This is a genomic window from Streptomyces sp. 11-1-2, from assembly GCF_003595545.1.
Lineage (GTDB): Bacteria > Actinomycetota > Actinomycetes > Streptomycetales > Streptomycetaceae > Streptomyces > Streptomyces hygroscopicus_B.
Genome location: NZ_CP022545.1, coordinates 5,957,012 through 5,970,931 on the forward strand (window position 1 = coordinate 5,957,012; position 13,920 = coordinate 5,970,931).

Sequence of the window (13,920 nt, forward strand, 5' to 3'; positions counted from 1 at the left end):
CGGGGTGGTGGCGGGCTGGGACACGCTGGCTCCTTCGCGGGCGGAGGACACACCGGCCCCTTGGCGGGCGCGGCGGGAAAGGGGTGAACCACGCTTATCCCACGGCGCGGGCGGGACAGAGTCAATTGGCCCAAAGGCCATACCGGCCCCCTGGGCCGGGCCGGGCGCACCGCGGGCCACGTACCATGCCCGGCCGGAGGTGGTAGGGACATGGGAGAGACGGGTGGCGGTCGCGTCCTGGTGACCGACGACGACGCGGCCATACGGCGGTCCCTGGAGCGCGGGCTGCGGCTCAACGGGTTCTCCGTGACCCTCGCGGACGGCGGCCACGCCGCGCTCGCCGCGGTGCGCGAGTCCGCCCCCGATGTGGTGGTCCTGGACATCTCCATGCCCGACCTCAGCGGTATCGAGGTGTGCCGCGCCCTGCGCGGGGACGGCAATGACGTCCCCGTCCTGATGCTCTCGGCCCTCGACGAGGTGTCCGACCGGGTGGCCGGGCTGCAGGCCGGGGGCGACGACTATCTCGTCAAACCGTTCGCGCTCCAGGAGTTGGTGCTGCGGCTGCACGCCCTGCTGCGCCGCCGTCCGCCCGCCGCCACCGACCGGGTGCGGGCGGGCGCGCTGGAGATGGCGCCGGAGGCCCGGGAGGCGTGGCTGGACGGGACGCCGCTGCGGCTCACCCGGCGCGAGTTCGAGCTGCTGGACATGTTCGCCCGCAACGCCGGGATCGTGCTCACCCGCGATCAGCTCCTGGACCGCGTCTGGGGCTATGACTTCGAGGTGCGGACGGACGCCGTGGACACCTTCGTCAGCTATCTGCGCCGCAAGCTGGAGGCGGGCGGCCGGCCCCGGATGCTGCACACGGTACGCGGCGTGGGCTTCGTCCTGCGACCGTCCGGACCACCGGAGGGCGGTCCAACAGTCCCGTGAGCGGGGGCTGTTCAGCTCCGCCGACGGGTTCCGCGGGGCGTTCTGTGTATTCGGGGCGCTCCGGCTGTTCCGGCTGTTCCGGATGTTCCGGCCGTTCCGGCCCACAGAATTTCCACAAAGAAGGCTCCTAGCTTTTTCCCTAGTCCGGGACGGTCCGGCCCCTCCCGGGCCGTCCGGCTCCAAGGGAAGGAACAGCACCATGCACCGTGGAAAGAGCGTCATCGTGGCCTGCGTGGCCACCGCTGCCCTGCTCGGTCCGGTGGGTGTCGCGGCGGCGGACGGCAGCGCCCCGGCCTCGACACCGGCCGCCGCCCCGAGCGCGAAGCCGCACAAGGGGGCGGGGGACGGCTCCCAGGGGCTGTGCAAGCGCTCCAAGAAGATCGACAAGCGGCTGGACCGGGCCCTGAAGCGGCTGAAGGGCCAGGCGGCCGTCAAGGGGTCCGTGGCCCGGCTGGCGAAGCGGGTCGAGCGGGCGAAGAAGGCGGACCACACCGAGGTCGAGACCTTCCTCAACCACAAGCTCACCTTCCGCAGGTCCCTTGTGACCACGCTCGAGCAGCGCCAGAAGGACCTGTCGAAGGTCCAGACGTGGTGCGCCTCGCGCGGTGAGGGTTCCGGCACATGAGGCGCGGCCGGCCCGTGCGGCGCGGCCCCTGGGCCGTGGCGGCCACGGCGGTGCTCTGTGCCGCGCTGGCCACCGGCTGCGGTGGCGGCAAGGGCGGTTCGGACGACGCGGACGGCTCGGACGGCTCATCGGGGTCGTCGTCCGCCCCGTCGGCCACCGCACCGGCTCCGTCCACCTCCGAGCTGGACGAGCTGAACAAGCTGGTGGACGACGCCGAGTCGGCGGCCGACAAGGCGGACTCCGACGCCGCGAGCGACGACTGACCCCGAGCGACGACTGACCCCGAGCGACACCTGACGGCGAACGACGACTGACCCCGAACGGCAAGTGATCACAAGGAGCCGGGAGGTCCCCGGCGCGGCATCGCGCCGGGGTCCCCTCAGACGAGTGTGACCGAGGCGATCAGCCCGGCGGTGGATCCGGCCGGTACGGGGTTGGCCTCGGCGCTGACCAGATCGCCGCTCTCCATGACACCGGAGCCGCTGACGTCCACATGGACCCGCAGCCCGTAGTTGTCGCCCGGGACCAGCTCAACCGGGACGGTGACACTGAACGGGACGTGGCCTCCCGGGCTCAGCGGCACATCGGTGAGGACCTGCGCCGCCACGATCGACTCGGGGGTATCGGAGCGGGACACGTTGCGCACCTCCACCACCACCCGCGCCGCCCGCCCGGCGGGGGCGTCGGGGGGCAGGGTCACGATGCCGCTCAGGACACTGCTCACTCCGAGATGTTTTCCCCCTGGACGGAGGACTTGTTCCGCCATCCGGGTGGGAACGCCGTTCGGGCCGGGCGGAGCGTGTCGTCAGTCCGAGCAGGGGCGGCCGTTCAGGGTGAAGGATCCGGGCGGCCGGTTGCCGTCGTTCCAGGTGCCGAGGAAGCCCACGGAGAGGGAGCCGCCCGCCTTGACCCGCCTGTTGTAGTCGGCGGCGGTGGCGGTCACCTTCGAGCCGTGCTGGGTGAAGTCCCCGTCCCACATCTGGGTCACCCGCTGCGAGTCGCGGAAGGTCCAGGTGACCCGCCAGTCGTCGAGGGGCTTGCGGGAGGTGAGGGTGACGGCCGCCTTGAAGCCGTCGGGCCATTCGGTGACCAGGTGGAAGCGGGCCGTGCAGTCGGCGTATTCGCCGGACCTCCGGTCGGAGGGCGGCCTTCCGCCGTGGCCGGAGGCGGAGCCGGAGCCTGAGTCGCCCTTGGAGGGCGAGGGGGACGCGGAGGGGGAGTGACCGGGCTTCCTCGTCGAGCCCTTGCCGGGGTCGTGGCCGGAGCCCTCGCCCGGGTCCTTGCCGTCGCTCCCGCCCTTCGAGGGGCTCGGGGAGGCGGGGGCGCCGGGGTTGTTCGGTGAGGAGGTGGCGGGGGCCAGGCTGGGGGTCTCCTCCGGGCCCAGGTACCCGTTGCTGCGGTCGTCGGAGTCCGCGGCGGTTCTGGTCAGCGCGACCAGTGTGGCGAGGGCGACGATGGCGATCACCGCCAGGATGACCGTCGTACGGGCCCTGCGTAACCGGCGGCGGGAGGCGCGGCTCCGACTGACCCGGTGTCCCCCGGGGCGGGAAGCACCCGCACTATCCGCTCCGGCTCTGCCGCCCGCTCCGGCTCTGCCTTCCGCGTCACCGGCCCGTCTGCCGCGCCGCGCCCCGATCACGTCCAGGACCCGGTCGCGCAGCCGCTCCCACAGCGGCGCGCGGACCGCGTGCGCGGTGGGCGCTGCGGCGCGGGCGCTCGGCCGGGTGCCCGGGGCCCGCTCGGCGAGCGCGCGGCGCCGCGCGAGATAGGGGTGCGCGCCCCAGCCGATGACCCCGCCCGTCAGCGCGCCGGGCAGCCCATCGCCGTCCACATACATGCAGGTGGCGGCGTCACGGCAGGCCCGGCAACGGGCGAGGTGCTGCCACAGGTCGGCGGGTGAGGGCGAGTCGGGCGCCCGGGTGGCGGCGTCCAGCAGCTTGGCGTAGCTGCGGCACTCCTCGTCGGTGAGGGTGTCCATATGGGCGCGCTGACACCGTTCACGGAAGGCCGCGCGGACCCGGGCGATCTCCTCGGTGGCGTACTCCGGGTCGTAGCCCAGTTGCCGGGCCACCGCCTCCGTGGACCGCGCCTCCACCTCGACCAGCCACAGCAGCTCCCCGTCCGCCTCCGGCAGATCCCGCAGAGCGCGCAGGGCGAGCGGCTGGTCGCGGGGCGGGGCGGCGAAGCGGGCGGCGAGGTCGGAGGTCAGCCACGTCCGCAGCTCCGGGTTGAGCCGGTCGCCGTGGCGGTGGGCGTGCCAGTCGGCGGCGGTCTTCCGTACCGACGTCAGAAAGAGCGGAAGCCACGGGAGACGCTTGCCGAAGCCCCGGGCGCGGCGGTGGCGGGTCTCCCGAATACCCCGCCGGAACGCCTCGGTGGCGAGCCGCATCCCGTCTTCGGGAGTGGTCGTGCACAGTTCCGCGTAATCGGCGACCGCCTCCCAATAGGCGCCCAGCAGCGCCGTCGCGGAGGCCGCGCCATCGACTTCCTCGGCGGGCGCTTCGGCGAAACCGTGGCGCGCCGGGGAGCCGTCCCCGGGAGATTCCCTGGGGGATGAGTGGTCGGGCATGGAGGCAATTCCTCACTCACGAACAGCGGCGCCCCCGCCGGGGGCAACCCTCTCATAAACGGGCCGCGGGGTGGTCAGCCAACAGCACAGCTCTGCCTCGGAGTTGGGGATTCCCCTTACGGGGCGGGCCGAGCCTTTCACGCCGGTGACCTGGCTGACAAGAGACGTAGAGCAGTCCCCGTTTAGGGATTTCGAGCTGCCTGACAAGCCGTGAGGTCGTGCCGAATTGAGGTGAATAGTAGTCACGTTCACTGCCCGATGCGACAAGAAGTTGCATGCTGCAAAAGGTCCAGACCGCACCGTTCGCCGTGTGAACTCCTGTGCGCTTCCGGTGACTTCCGGTGAGGCCCGCCCCGGCCTCCGGTCCGGTGCCTCATCGCCATGACCAGCCGCGCGCCGAGGTCTGTGCGGTGTGACATTGCACTGTTACCGTTGAATGGACAAGTGGCCTGGTCCCCTCGCCGAGAAGGTTCCGCATGCCCGAGATTCCCGGTGTTTCCGCGCCCTGGCGTGGCGTTCATGTCGCCACGGCGCTTCCGTTCCATGACGATGACGAACTGTCGGTCGACTACGAGGGATACGCCGCCCATGTGCGGTTTCTCGCCGAGCACGGATGTGACGGGGTCTGCCCCAATGGGTCGTTGGGGGAGTACCAGACCCTGACGGACGAGGAGCGGGCGCGGGTGGTGCGGGTGGCCGTGGAGGCGGCGCCCGAGGGGTTCGGGGTGATGCCGGGGGTGGCGGCGTACGGGGCGCTGGAGAGCCGGCGGTGGGCGGAGCAGGCGCGGGAGGCCGGGGCGCGGGCGGTGCTGGCGCTGCCGCCGAACAGCTACCGCGCCGACCGGGAGGCCGTGGTCGGCCACTACCGCGAGGTGGCGCGGGCCGGGCTGCCGGTGGTGGCGTACAACAACCCCCATGACACCAAGGTCGACCTCACCCCGGAGCTGCTGGCCGAGCTGCACGGGGAGGGGCTGATCGTCGCGGTCAAGGAGTTCAGCGGGGATGTGCGGCGGGCGTACGAGATCGCCGAGCGCTCCCCCGGGCTGGATCTGCTGATCGGCGCCGACGACGTCCTGCTGGAGCTGGGGCTCGCCGGGGCCGTGGGGTGGATCGCCGGGTATCCGAACGCGATTCCCGAGGCCACCGTGGAGCTGTACCGGCTCGCCACCTCGGGTGTCGGCACGGACCTGGAGAAGGCGCTGCCGCTGTACCGCGCGCTGCATCCGCTGCTGCGCTGGGACTCCAGGACCGAGTTCGTCCAGGCCATCAAGGTGTCCATGGACCTCGCCGGGCTGCGCGGCGGATCCTGCCGGCCGCCGCGCTCGCGGCTGACCGGCGAGGTGGCGGCGCGCGTCGTCCGGGAGACCGAGACGGTGCTCGGGCTGGGGTACCGGTGAAGGGCCCCTCGGCGAAGGGGCGCCGGTGAGGTCGCGGCGGGTCCTGCACACCGTGGAGTCCCACACCGAGGGCATGCCCACCCGGGTGGTCACCGGCGGGGTGGGGACGCTCCCGGGCGCGACCATGGCCGAGCGCCGCCGGTGGTTCATCGAGCACCAGGACGATCTGCGCACCCTGCTGATGTACGAACCGCGCGGCCACTCCGCGATGAGCGGGGCCATCCTGCAGCCGCCGACCCGGCCGGACGCGGATCACGGAGTGCTCTTCATCGAGGTGTCCGGGGTGCTGCCGATGTGCGGGCACGGCACCATCGGGGTGGCCACGGTGCTGGTCGAGACCGGGATGGTCGAGGTGCGCGAGCCGGTCACCACCATCCGCCTGGACACCCCGGCGGGCCTGGTGGTCGCGGACGTCGCCGTACGCGACGGGGCCGCGACCTCGGTGACGATCCGGAACGTGCCCTCGTTCTGCCTGGCCACGGACCGTACGGTGCGGGTCCCCGGCTTCGGCGAGGTGCGCTACGACATCGCGTTCGGCGGCAACTTCTACGCCATCGTGGATCTGGACGCCCTCGGGCTGCCGTTCGACCGGGCGGCGGGGCAGGAGCTGCTGACCGCCGGGTTGAAGATCATGGAGGCGGTGAACGCGCAGGAGCCGCCGCACCACCCCGAGCGGCCGGACATCACCGGCTGCCACCATGTCTATCTGAAGGCCCCCGGGTCGACGGCGCGCCACTCCCGCCATGCCATGGCCATCCATCCGGGCTGGTTCGACCGCTCCCCCTGCGGGACCGGCACCTCCGCGCGGATGGCGCAGCTTTACGCACGCGGTGAGCTGGGCCTCGACGAGGAGTTCGTGAACGAGTCGTTCATCGGGACACGGTTCATCGGGCGGCTGCTGGAGGAGACCACGGTGGCGGGGGTGCCCGCCGTCGTGCCCGCGATCACCGGACGGGCGTGGGTCACCGGCACCGCGCAGTTCCATCTCGATCCCGACGATCCGTTTCCGGCCGGGTTCTTGATGTAGGGGGAGCGAGCATGGCGATGGTGGGAAAGACATCCGATTCCCGTGGGCGCCCCTGCGGCCCGGGGCCGCTCGGCAAGAGTGAAAGCCTGCGTGACCGGTCGTGACCCCGGACCGGCGCATCACGACTCCCGGGATCGCCGAGGAGCTGCCGAGCACCGCCGACCTGGTCGTCATCGGCGCCGGAGTGGTCGGTGCGGCCGCCGCCTGGTTCGCCGCCCTGGCGGGGCTGCGGGTCGTGGTGGTCGACCGGGGCGCCGTCGCGGGCGGCACCTCGGGCGCGGGCGAGGGAAACGTCCTGGTCTCGGACAAGGAACCAGGCCCGGAGCTGGAACTCGCCCAGTACTCGCGGCGGGTGTGGGGCGAGGACCTGGGCGCGTACGGCGGGCTGTGGGAGTTCGAGTCCAAGGGCGGGCTGGTGGTGGCCTCCTCACCCACCGCCCTGGGCGCGCTGCGGACGCTGGCCGAGCGACAGCGGGCCCTCGGTGTCGACGTACGGGAGGTGTCCGGGGCGGAGCTCCACGCCCTCGAACCGCGGCTGACCCGCGAGGCCGCCGGGGGCGCGCTGTATCCGCAGGACGCCCAGGTGCAGCCCATGCTGGCGGCGGCGCATCTGCTGAGGCTCGCACGGCGGCGCGGAGCGGTGGTGCGGACGCGGACGGAGGTGGTGGGGTTCCTGCGGCCCGGCGGCGGGCCCGCGGGCTCACCGGTCATCGGCGTACGGACCCCCCACGGCACGGTCGGCGCCCCCGCCGTCCTGAACGCGGCGGGCACCTGGGCCGGTGCGGTGGCGGGGCTCGCGGGCGTCGAGCTGCCGGTGCTGCCGCGCCGGGGCTTCGTCCTCGTCACCGAACCCCTGCCGCCCGCGACCGTACGGCACAAGGTCTACGCGGCCGACTACGTGGACGCCGTGGCCAGTTCGGACGCGGAGCTTCAGGCGTCGCCGGTCGTGGAGGGCACGGGCGGCGGCACGGTGCTGATCGGCTCCACCCGGGAGCGGGTCGGCTTCGACCGGCGGCCGTCCCCCGCCGCCCTACGGGCGCTGGCCCGGGGCGCCATCGGGCTGTTCCCGGTGCTGGCGTCGGTGCGGGCGATGCGCGTGTACGCGGGCTTCCGGCCGTACTGCCCCGACCATCTGCCGGTCATCGGCCCCGACCCGCGCGCCCCCGGGCTGTGGCACGCCTGCGGCCACGAGGGCGCGGGCATCGGCCTCGCGGCGGGGACGGGGAAGCTGATCGCGCAGGCCCTGACCGGGGAGGCGACGGAGCTGGACCTGACGCCGTTCGCCCCCGAACGCTTCGCAGGCGGAGGAGGACGCGGATGAGCCACGCGGGAAGTGAGCCCGTCGTCGGCACGGGATCGCCGCCGTACTGGCTGACCTTCGACGGCGCGACGGTCACGGCGCTGCCCGGGCAGAGCGTGGGCGCGGCGCTGGTGGCCGCCGGGATCGTGGCCTGGCGGACGACGCGGCGGGAGAGCAGGCCGCGCGGGCTGTTCTGCGGGATCGGGGTGTGCTTCGACTGCCTGATCACCGTGGACGGGCGACCCGGCCAGCGGGCCTGCCTGGTCCCGGCACGGGACGGGATGCGGCTGTCGGCGGAGGGCGGTGGCGGCGACCGTGGCGGTGGTGGCGGTGGCGGTGACCGTGGCCGTGACGGCAGCCGTGGCGGTGTCGATAGCGGTGTAGACGGCGAAGGCGGCGGTGATGGCGATGTCGACTGATCCGCCGACGTATGACGTGGCTGTCGTGGGCGCGGGACCCGCCGGGCTCTCCGCCGCCGTCGGCGCCGCCGAGGCGGGCCTGGAAGTGGCCCTTATCGACGCGGGGCGCCTGCCCGGCGGCCAGTACTGGCGCCACGACGACGAACACTCCCCGCACCCCGGCCACCGCGACGGGCGGCTCTTCGCCCGCCTCCGCGCCCGGCTGCACCACCAGCGTCGCCTCGGCCGCCTCCACTACCTCCCCGGCCATCAGGTCTGGCTGATCGACCGCCCCCGCCCGGACACCGGGCCGTTCACCCTGCGCCTGAACGGTCCGTACGACACGGCCCCCGTCGAGCGGGACCGGGTGTGCGCCCGCGCCTTGGTGCTCTGCTGCGGCGCCCACGACCGCCAACTGCCGCTTCCTGGCTGGGACTTGCCCGGGGTGATGGCGGCCGGAGGTGTCCAGGCGCTGCTGAAGGGGCATCGGACGGCGGCGGGCCGTCGGGCGGTGGTCGCGGGCACGGGCCCGTTCCTGCTGCCGGTGGCGACGGGCCTGGCTCAGGCGGGTGTGCGCGTCCTGGCCGTATGCGAGGCCAACCCGGCGCACGGCTGGCTGCGCCACCTGGGCGGGGCGGCGCGGGCGCCCGCCAAGTCCGCCGAGGCGCTGCGGTACGCGGCGCTGATGGCCCGCCACCGCATCCCGTACCGGACACGGGCCGCGGTGACCGAGATCCTGGGCGAGGACCGGGTGCGCGGGGTGCGGCTCGACGGCGGCGAGGTGCTCGAGGCCGATCTGGTGGCGCTGGGCTGGGGGTTCACCCCCGCCCTCGAACTGCCCCTGATGGTCGGCGCCGCCACCCGGCGCGACCTCGACGGCTCCCTCGTCGCCGTGGTCGACGCCCGCCAGCGCACCACCGTCCCGGGCGTCCTGGCCGCGGGGGAGACCACGGGCGTGGGCGGCGCCGCGCCGGCCGTCGCCGAGGGACGCATGGCCGCCCTGACCCTGGCGGCGGCCCACGGGCTGCCGGTCGATCCGCGCGCCGTGCGACGGCTGCGCACCACGATCCGCCACGGCCGGGCCTTCGCCGCCGCCCTGCACCGCACCTACCCCGTGCCCGCCGGGTGGACTGACCGATTGACCGAACGCACGGTGGTCTGCCGCTGCGAGGAGGTCACCTACGGGGAGCTGTGCCGCGCCCGCAGCGAGCTCGGTGCCGAGGACCCCCGCACCATGAAGCTCCTGGCCCGCCCGGGGATGGGCTGGTGCCAGGGCCGGATCTGCGGGTTCGCCGTCGCCGCCGTCACCGCGTCGCTGACCGGCCGCCCGGCCACGGCGGAGGATCTACGGCCGCTCTCGGCACGGCCGTTCGCGGCCCCGGTGACGCTGGGGGAGCTGGCGGGGATGGCGGACGGGGACGAGGAGCCGGGAGCCGACGCGGACGGGGAGCCCGGAGCCGCCGCGGACGGGGAGCCCGGAGCCGCCGCGGACGGGGAGCCCGAAACCGGCGCCGACGGCGAGCCCTGAGCTCACGTTCGTTTCCCCTCGCGCAGATGCCAGCCTTCGTACCCGAATCGTTGGACGAATACCACCTGACCGCCGTGTACCGGCTCGCAGATGCGGCGCTACCATCGGCGGATGCATACGTACCGGATCGGTGAGGCCGCGGCCCTGATGGGGGTCAGCGCCGACACCCTGCGGCGCTGGGTCGACAGCGGACGGCTGGCCGCCGAACGGGACGAGCAGGGGCGCCGGATCATCCCGGGCCCGGCGCTCGCCGCGTTCGCCCGCGAGGTCGCCAGCAGCGCGGAGCGCGACAACCCCGGCTCCTCGGCCCGCAATCGCTTCTCGGGGATCGTCACCGAGGTGATCCTGGGCGATGTGTCCGCGCAGGTGGAGATCCAGGCCGGGCCGTTCCGCGTGGTGTCCATGATCAGCCGGGAGTCGGCGGAGGAGCTGAAGCTGGAGCCCGGCGTTCCGGCCGTCGGCGTGATCAAGTCGACCAACGTGGTCGTGGAAACCCCGTGAGCACGCGCGCCGAGAGCGGCAGAGGCGGCAGCGGCAGCAGAGGCAGAGAGGGAGAGACAGACTCCATGACGACCCGTTCCGTACCCGGATCCCGACCGCGAGTCCGTTGGACCTACCGTGCGGTGGGCGGTTTCGCGCTCGCCGCCATGGCGCTCACCGCCTGCTCCTCCGGCGACTCCGACGACTCCTCCAAGAAGTCCGACTCCGGCTCCTCCTCGAAGAAGCCGTCCGGCACGGTGACCGTGTTCGCGGCGGCCTCGCTGAAGGAGAGCTTCACCGCGCTGGGCAAGACCTTCGAGAAGGAACACCCCGGCACCAAGGTCTCCTTCAACTTCGGCGGCAGCGACGCCCTCGCGGCCAGCATCACCTCCGGTGCGCCCGCCGATGTCTTCGCCGCCGCGAGCCCGAAGACCATGAAGACCGTCACCGACGCCAAGGACGCCAAGGGCACCCCGGCCACCTTCGTCCGCAATCAGCTCGAGATCGCGACCCTCCCGGGCAACCCGAAGAAGATCGCGACGCTGAAGGACCTCACCCGCTCCGGGCTGAAGGTCGCGCTGTGCGCCAAGGAGGTGCCCTGTGGCGCGGCGGCCCAGAAGGCGCTGGACGCGTCCAAGCTGAAGCTCACCCCGGTCTCGTACGAGCAGGACGTCAAGGGCGCGCTGACCAAGGTGCAGCTCAAGGAGGTGGACGCCTCCGTCGTCTACAAGACCGATGTGAAGGCGGCGGGCGGCAAGGTCGCGGGCGTGGAGTTCCCCGAGTCCAAGCAGGCCATCAACGACTATCCGATCGCCCTGCTGAAGAACGCCCCCAACGCCGAGGCGGCCACCGCCTTCATCGACCTGGTGAAGTCCGCGCAGGGCCAGCAGGTGCTCGGCGAGGCCGGTTTCCTCAAGCCGTGACGGAGCCGAAGGCGGGGACGCCGAAGGCGGGGGCAGTGCCGGACGCCGCGACCGGCCCGGCGGAGGTTCTGGACGGTGGCTCGCGCCGACGGTCCGGCACCCCCCGCTTCCGGACGGGGGTCCCGCTGCCGCTGCTGCTGCCCGCCCTCGGCGGCCTGGTCTTCCTGGTGCTTCCGCTGGTGGCGCTGCTGGTCCGCGCGCCCTGGCGGAGCCTGCCCGACCAGCTCACGAGTGTCGCGGTGTGGCAGGCGCTGCGGCTTTCGCTGATCACCGCGACCGCCGCCACCGCCGTGGCGCTGGTGCTGGGCGTGCCGCTGGCCTGGCTGCTGGCCCGCGCCCGCTTCCCCGGCCGCCGGCTGGTGCGCGCCCTGGTGACCCTGCCGCTGGTGCTGCCGCCGGTGGTGGGCGGTGTGGCGCTGCTGCTCGCGCTGGGCCGCAACGGGATCGTCGGCCGCTGGCTGGACTCGGCTTTCGGCATCACGCTGCCGTTCACCACGGCGGGGGTGGTGGTCGCGGAGGCGTTCGTGGCGATGCCGTTCCTCGTGATCAGCGTCGAGGGCACGCTGCGGGCCGCCGATCCGCGCTACGAAGAGGCCGCCACCACCCTCGGCGCCTCGCGTTTCACCGCCTTCTGGCGCGTCACCCTGCCGATGGTCGCGCCCGGTGTGGCCGCGGGCGCGGTGCTGGCGTGGGCACGGGCGCTGGGCGAGTTCGGCGCCACCATCACGTTCGCGGGCAACTTCCCCGGCCGTACGCAGACGATGCCGCTGTCGGTGTATCTCGCGCTGCAGAGCGACCCGGCCGCCGCCATCGCGCTCAGCCTCGTCCTGCTGGCCGTCTCCATCGCGGTCCTGGCCGGGCTGCGCGACCGCTGGATGGCCGCCTCATGACCACGGACACGTCTCTCGCCGAGGACGCCGGGCCGCGCACCGACGGCCTCGATGCCCGCCTCGTCGTGGACCGCGGCACCTTCCGCCTCGACCTCCGGCTGTCCGCCGCGCCCGGCGAGGTGGTCGCCCTGCTCGGGCCCAACGGCGCGGGCAAGACCACCGCCCTGCGCGCCCTGGCCGGACTCACCCCGCTCACCACGGGGGCGCTGCGGCTGGACGGCCGGACCCTGGAGGAGCCGGAGCGCCGGCTGAGGACCCCGCCCGAACACCGCCCGGTCGGTGTCGTCTTCCAGGACTATCTGCTCTTCCCTCACCTCACCGCGCTCGACAACGTGGCCTTCGGCCCGCGCTGCCACGGGGTGCCGAAGGCGGAGGCCCGCGCCCAGGCGGCCGACTGGCTGGAGCGGATGGGCCTGACCGACCGCGCGGGCGCCAAACCCCGTGCCCTGTCGGGCGGTCAGGCACAGCGGGTCGCCCTCGCCCGCGCCCTCGCCACCCGTCCCCGGCTGCTCCTGCTGGACGAGCCACTGGCCGCGCTGGACGCCCGCACCCGCCTCGACGTGCGCGCCGGACTCCGCCGCCATCTGGCCGAGTTCGAGGCGGTGGCCGTCCTGGTCACCCATGACCCGCTGGACGCGATGGTGCTCGCCGACCGGCTCGTGGTCGTGGAGGAGGGCCGTATCGTCCAGGAGGGCGCCCCCTCGGACATCTCCCGCCGCCCCCGTACCGACTACATCGCCAGCCTCGTCGGCCTCAACCTCTACCAGGGCCGTGCCGACGGCCACACCGTACGGCTCGACGGCGGCGCCACGATCACCACCACCGAGGACCTCACCGGCCCGGTCTTCGTCGCCTTCCCACCCGCCGCGGTCACCCTCCACCGCGACCGCCCCGACTCCAGCGCCCGCAACCTGTGGCGGCTGGAGGTCGCCGGTATGGAGTCGCACGGCGACCAGATCCGCGTCGACCTCACCGGCGAACTCCCCCTGCTGGCCGACCTCACGACGGTGGCGGTGGCCGAACTGTCCCTCCACCCGGGCCGCACCGTCTGGGCCACCCTCAAGGCGACCCAGACCCACGCGTATCCGGCGTAAGCCGGTCCAGCACACCTACGCGCCATCTTGGCCCTCCCCGCAGAGCGGCCGACACACCCACAGTTCGACCTCCTGGGGCCTGCTGCCGCAGGTCCACACGACCGTGCCGAGCAACTGGTCGGCGTACAGCCGCCGCCCGCACAGGGCGCAGTGCCAGCCCTCCAGTTGCGGTCCGGTCAGCGTGTCGGGATCCGGCAACTCGATGCCCCGCGCTGCCGCGAGCGGCTGCTGGGCGGCTGAACCCCCGTCGGTCACCGGTCGTCCTCCTCGCCGATCCCGAGCTCGGCGACGGCCGCTCGGGCGAGGGCCTCGCGGAGCCGATTGGCGTCGGTGAGATACCGGCCTGGCCCGAGCGGAACGCGCCAGTGCAGATACGGCCCGCTGGTGCGGTCGATGGGGGGAACCCTGATGTACGAGGTCTCGACGCGCCCCGTACCGAGCGTCTGAACCTGCCGGATGCGTCGCCAGTACTGGGCGCTTCCCGGCCGGATGAGCCAGCACATGAGGTTGTAGTCGGCGATGACGGCGCCGGTTCCCCCACCGAGTAACTCCAGCGCCCGCCCGCCAAGCGCCTCCGGCGCCCGTACGGCGTCCCAGTGCGGGCCGACTTGGACCATCTCTACGTCGGCGCCGCGCGGTGGCGCCCATGGTTCGGACTTGAGGGAGTCGGCTGCCATGGCTGGTGCTGTCCCATCTGCCTGGTCGGTGTGGACAGGTAGATGGTTCTCCGCTGCAAGGGCGGCAAGTGACCCAGAGAGG

Annotated in this window: 16 protein-coding genes; 12 read left to right on the forward strand and 4 right to left on the reverse strand. The window is 73.3% G+C overall.

What is annotated here, in order from left to right; translation table 11 throughout:
• Positions 1 to 210 precede the first annotated feature (210 nt).
• From CGL27_RS25195 to CGL27_RS25205, 3 genes are all read left to right on the forward strand, one after another.
• Positions 211 to 930, forward strand: coding sequence for a response regulator transcription factor (locus tag CGL27_RS25195; protein ID WP_119990189.1), 720 nt, complete (start codon positions 211 to 213; stop codon positions 928 to 930).
• Between the two features lie 199 nt (positions 931 to 1,129).
• Positions 1,130 to 1,555 carry a hypothetical protein gene (locus CGL27_RS25200; protein ID WP_119990191.1) on the forward strand — a complete coding sequence of 142 codons (426 nt, stop codon included), beginning with the start codon at positions 1,130 to 1,132 and terminating at the stop codon, positions 1,553 to 1,555.
• On the forward strand, positions 1,552 to 1,818 hold the full coding sequence (locus CGL27_RS25205; protein ID WP_159037816.1) for a hypothetical protein: 267 nt from the start codon (positions 1,552 to 1,554) through the stop codon (positions 1,816 to 1,818). The genes CGL27_RS25200 and CGL27_RS25205 overlap by 4 nt, the downstream gene beginning before the upstream one ends.
• A gap of 116 nt (positions 1,819 to 1,934) precedes the next feature.
• On the opposite strand, the gene CGL27_RS25210 is transcribed toward CGL27_RS25205, so the two are convergent.
• Both CGL27_RS25210 and CGL27_RS25215 read right to left on the reverse strand, forming a co-directional pair.
• A complete protein-coding gene (locus CGL27_RS25210; RefSeq protein ID WP_078642530.1) occupies positions 1,935 to 2,279 on the reverse strand; it encodes a hypothetical protein in 345 nt (114 codons plus the stop codon).
• Positions 2,280 to 2,360: 81 nt separating this feature from the next.
• The gene (locus CGL27_RS25215; protein WP_119990193.1) at positions 2,361 to 4,124 is read right to left on the reverse strand and encodes a cellulose binding domain-containing protein; all 1,764 of its coding nucleotides are present in this window, start codon (positions 4,122 to 4,124) and stop codon (positions 2,361 to 2,363) included.
• A 476-nt stretch (positions 4,125 to 4,600) separates the two neighbouring features.
• On the opposite strand from CGL27_RS25215, the gene CGL27_RS25220 reads away from it, so the two are divergent.
• The 9 genes from CGL27_RS25220 to CGL27_RS25260 all read left to right on the forward strand — a co-directional run bounded on the left by CGL27_RS25220 (position 4,601) and on the right by CGL27_RS25260 (position 13,161).
• Positions 4,601 to 5,521 carry a dihydrodipicolinate synthase family protein gene (locus CGL27_RS25220; protein ID WP_078642532.1) on the forward strand — a complete coding sequence of 307 codons (921 nt, stop codon included), beginning with the start codon at positions 4,601 to 4,603 and terminating at the stop codon, positions 5,519 to 5,521.
• A gap of 25 nt (positions 5,522 to 5,546) precedes the next feature.
• Positions 5,547 to 6,548: a proline racemase family protein gene (locus tag CGL27_RS25225; protein WP_119990195.1), complete on the forward strand. Its 1,002-nt coding sequence runs from the start codon at positions 5,547 to 5,549 to the stop codon at positions 6,546 to 6,548.
• Positions 6,549 to 6,681: 133 nt separating this feature from the next.
• Positions 6,682 to 7,869 (forward strand): FAD-binding oxidoreductase, encoded by a 1,188-nt coding sequence (locus tag CGL27_RS25230; RefSeq protein ID WP_119994538.1) that lies wholly within the window; start codon positions 6,682 to 6,684, stop codon positions 7,867 to 7,869.
• The gene (locus CGL27_RS25235) at positions 7,866 to 8,267 is read left to right on the forward strand and encodes a (2Fe-2S)-binding protein (RefSeq protein WP_119990197.1); all 402 of its coding nucleotides are present in this window, start codon (positions 7,866 to 7,868) and stop codon (positions 8,265 to 8,267) included. Before CGL27_RS25230 ends, CGL27_RS25235 begins: the two co-directional genes overlap by 4 nt.
• On the forward strand, positions 8,251 to 9,774 hold the full coding sequence (locus tag CGL27_RS25240; protein WP_162953067.1) for an FAD-dependent oxidoreductase: 1,524 nt from the start codon (positions 8,251 to 8,253) through the stop codon (positions 9,772 to 9,774). Before CGL27_RS25235 ends, CGL27_RS25240 begins: the two co-directional genes overlap by 17 nt.
• A 111-nt stretch (positions 9,775 to 9,885) precedes the next feature.
• Positions 9,886 to 10,275, forward strand: a complete 390-nt coding sequence (locus CGL27_RS25245; protein ID WP_203348488.1) for a helix-turn-helix transcriptional regulator — start codon at positions 9,886 to 9,888, stop codon at positions 10,273 to 10,275.
• 65 nt (positions 10,276 to 10,340) lie between these two features.
• Positions 10,341 to 11,177 (forward strand): molybdate ABC transporter substrate-binding protein, encoded by an 837-nt coding sequence (gene modA, locus CGL27_RS25250; protein ID WP_205587749.1) that lies wholly within the window; start codon positions 10,341 to 10,343, stop codon positions 11,175 to 11,177.
• A 68-nt stretch (positions 11,178 to 11,245) separates the two neighbouring features.
• The gene (locus tag CGL27_RS25255) at positions 11,246 to 12,067 is read left to right on the forward strand and encodes an ABC transporter permease (RefSeq protein ID WP_237299938.1); all 822 of its coding nucleotides are present in this window, start codon (positions 11,246 to 11,248) and stop codon (positions 12,065 to 12,067) included.
• Positions 12,064 to 13,161: an ABC transporter ATP-binding protein gene (locus CGL27_RS25260; protein ID WP_119990201.1), complete on the forward strand. Its 1,098-nt coding sequence runs from the start codon at positions 12,064 to 12,066 to the stop codon at positions 13,159 to 13,161. Before CGL27_RS25255 ends, CGL27_RS25260 begins: the two co-directional genes overlap by 4 nt.
• 15 nt (positions 13,162 to 13,176) lie before the next feature.
• Here the strand turns inward: CGL27_RS25260 and CGL27_RS25265 are convergent, their stop codons facing one another.
• Together CGL27_RS25265 and CGL27_RS25270 are read right to left on the reverse strand one after the other, a co-directional pair.
• Positions 13,177 to 13,416: a hypothetical protein gene (locus tag CGL27_RS25265; protein ID WP_119990203.1), complete on the reverse strand. Its 240-nt coding sequence runs from the start codon at positions 13,414 to 13,416 to the stop codon at positions 13,177 to 13,179.
• Positions 13,413 to 13,838: a hypothetical protein gene (locus CGL27_RS25270; RefSeq protein WP_240450627.1), complete on the reverse strand. Its 426-nt coding sequence runs from the start codon at positions 13,836 to 13,838 to the stop codon at positions 13,413 to 13,415. The genes CGL27_RS25265 and CGL27_RS25270 overlap by 4 nt, the downstream gene beginning before the upstream one ends.
• Positions 13,839 to 13,920 lie beyond the last annotated feature (82 nt).

Coding starts and splice junctions, on each gene's coding strand:
- CGL27_RS25200 (WP_119990191.1), top strand. CDS start 1,130: ATGCACCGTGGAAAGAGCGTCATCGTGGCCTGCGTGGCCACCGCTGCC.
- CGL27_RS25270 (WP_240450627.1), bottom strand. CDS start 13,838: ATGGCAGCCGACTCCCTCAAGTCCGAACCATGGGCGCCACCGCGCGGC.
- CGL27_RS25245 (WP_203348488.1), top strand. CDS start 9,886: ATGCATACGTACCGGATCGGTGAGGCCGCGGCCCTGATGGGGGTCAGC.
- CGL27_RS25220 (WP_078642532.1), top strand. CDS start 4,601: ATGCCCGAGATTCCCGGTGTTTCCGCGCCCTGGCGTGGCGTTCATGTC.
- CGL27_RS25215 (WP_119990193.1), bottom strand. CDS start 4,124: ATGCCCGACCACTCATCCCCCAGGGAATCTCCCGGGGACGGCTCCCCG.
- CGL27_RS25195 (WP_119990189.1), top strand. CDS start 211: ATGGGAGAGACGGGTGGCGGTCGCGTCCTGGTGACCGACGACGACGCG.
- CGL27_RS25260 (WP_119990201.1), top strand. CDS start 12,064: ATGACCACGGACACGTCTCTCGCCGAGGACGCCGGGCCGCGCACCGAC.
- modA (WP_205587749.1), top strand. CDS start 10,341: ATGACGACCCGTTCCGTACCCGGATCCCGACCGCGAGTCCGTTGGACC.
- CGL27_RS25205 (WP_159037816.1), top strand. CDS start 1,552: ATGAGGCGCGGCCGGCCCGTGCGGCGCGGCCCCTGGGCCGTGGCGGCC.
- CGL27_RS25240 (WP_162953067.1), top strand. CDS start 8,251: ATGGCGATGTCGACTGATCCGCCGACGTATGACGTGGCTGTCGTGGGC.
- CGL27_RS25235 (WP_119990197.1), top strand. CDS start 7,866: ATGAGCCACGCGGGAAGTGAGCCCGTCGTCGGCACGGGATCGCCGCCG.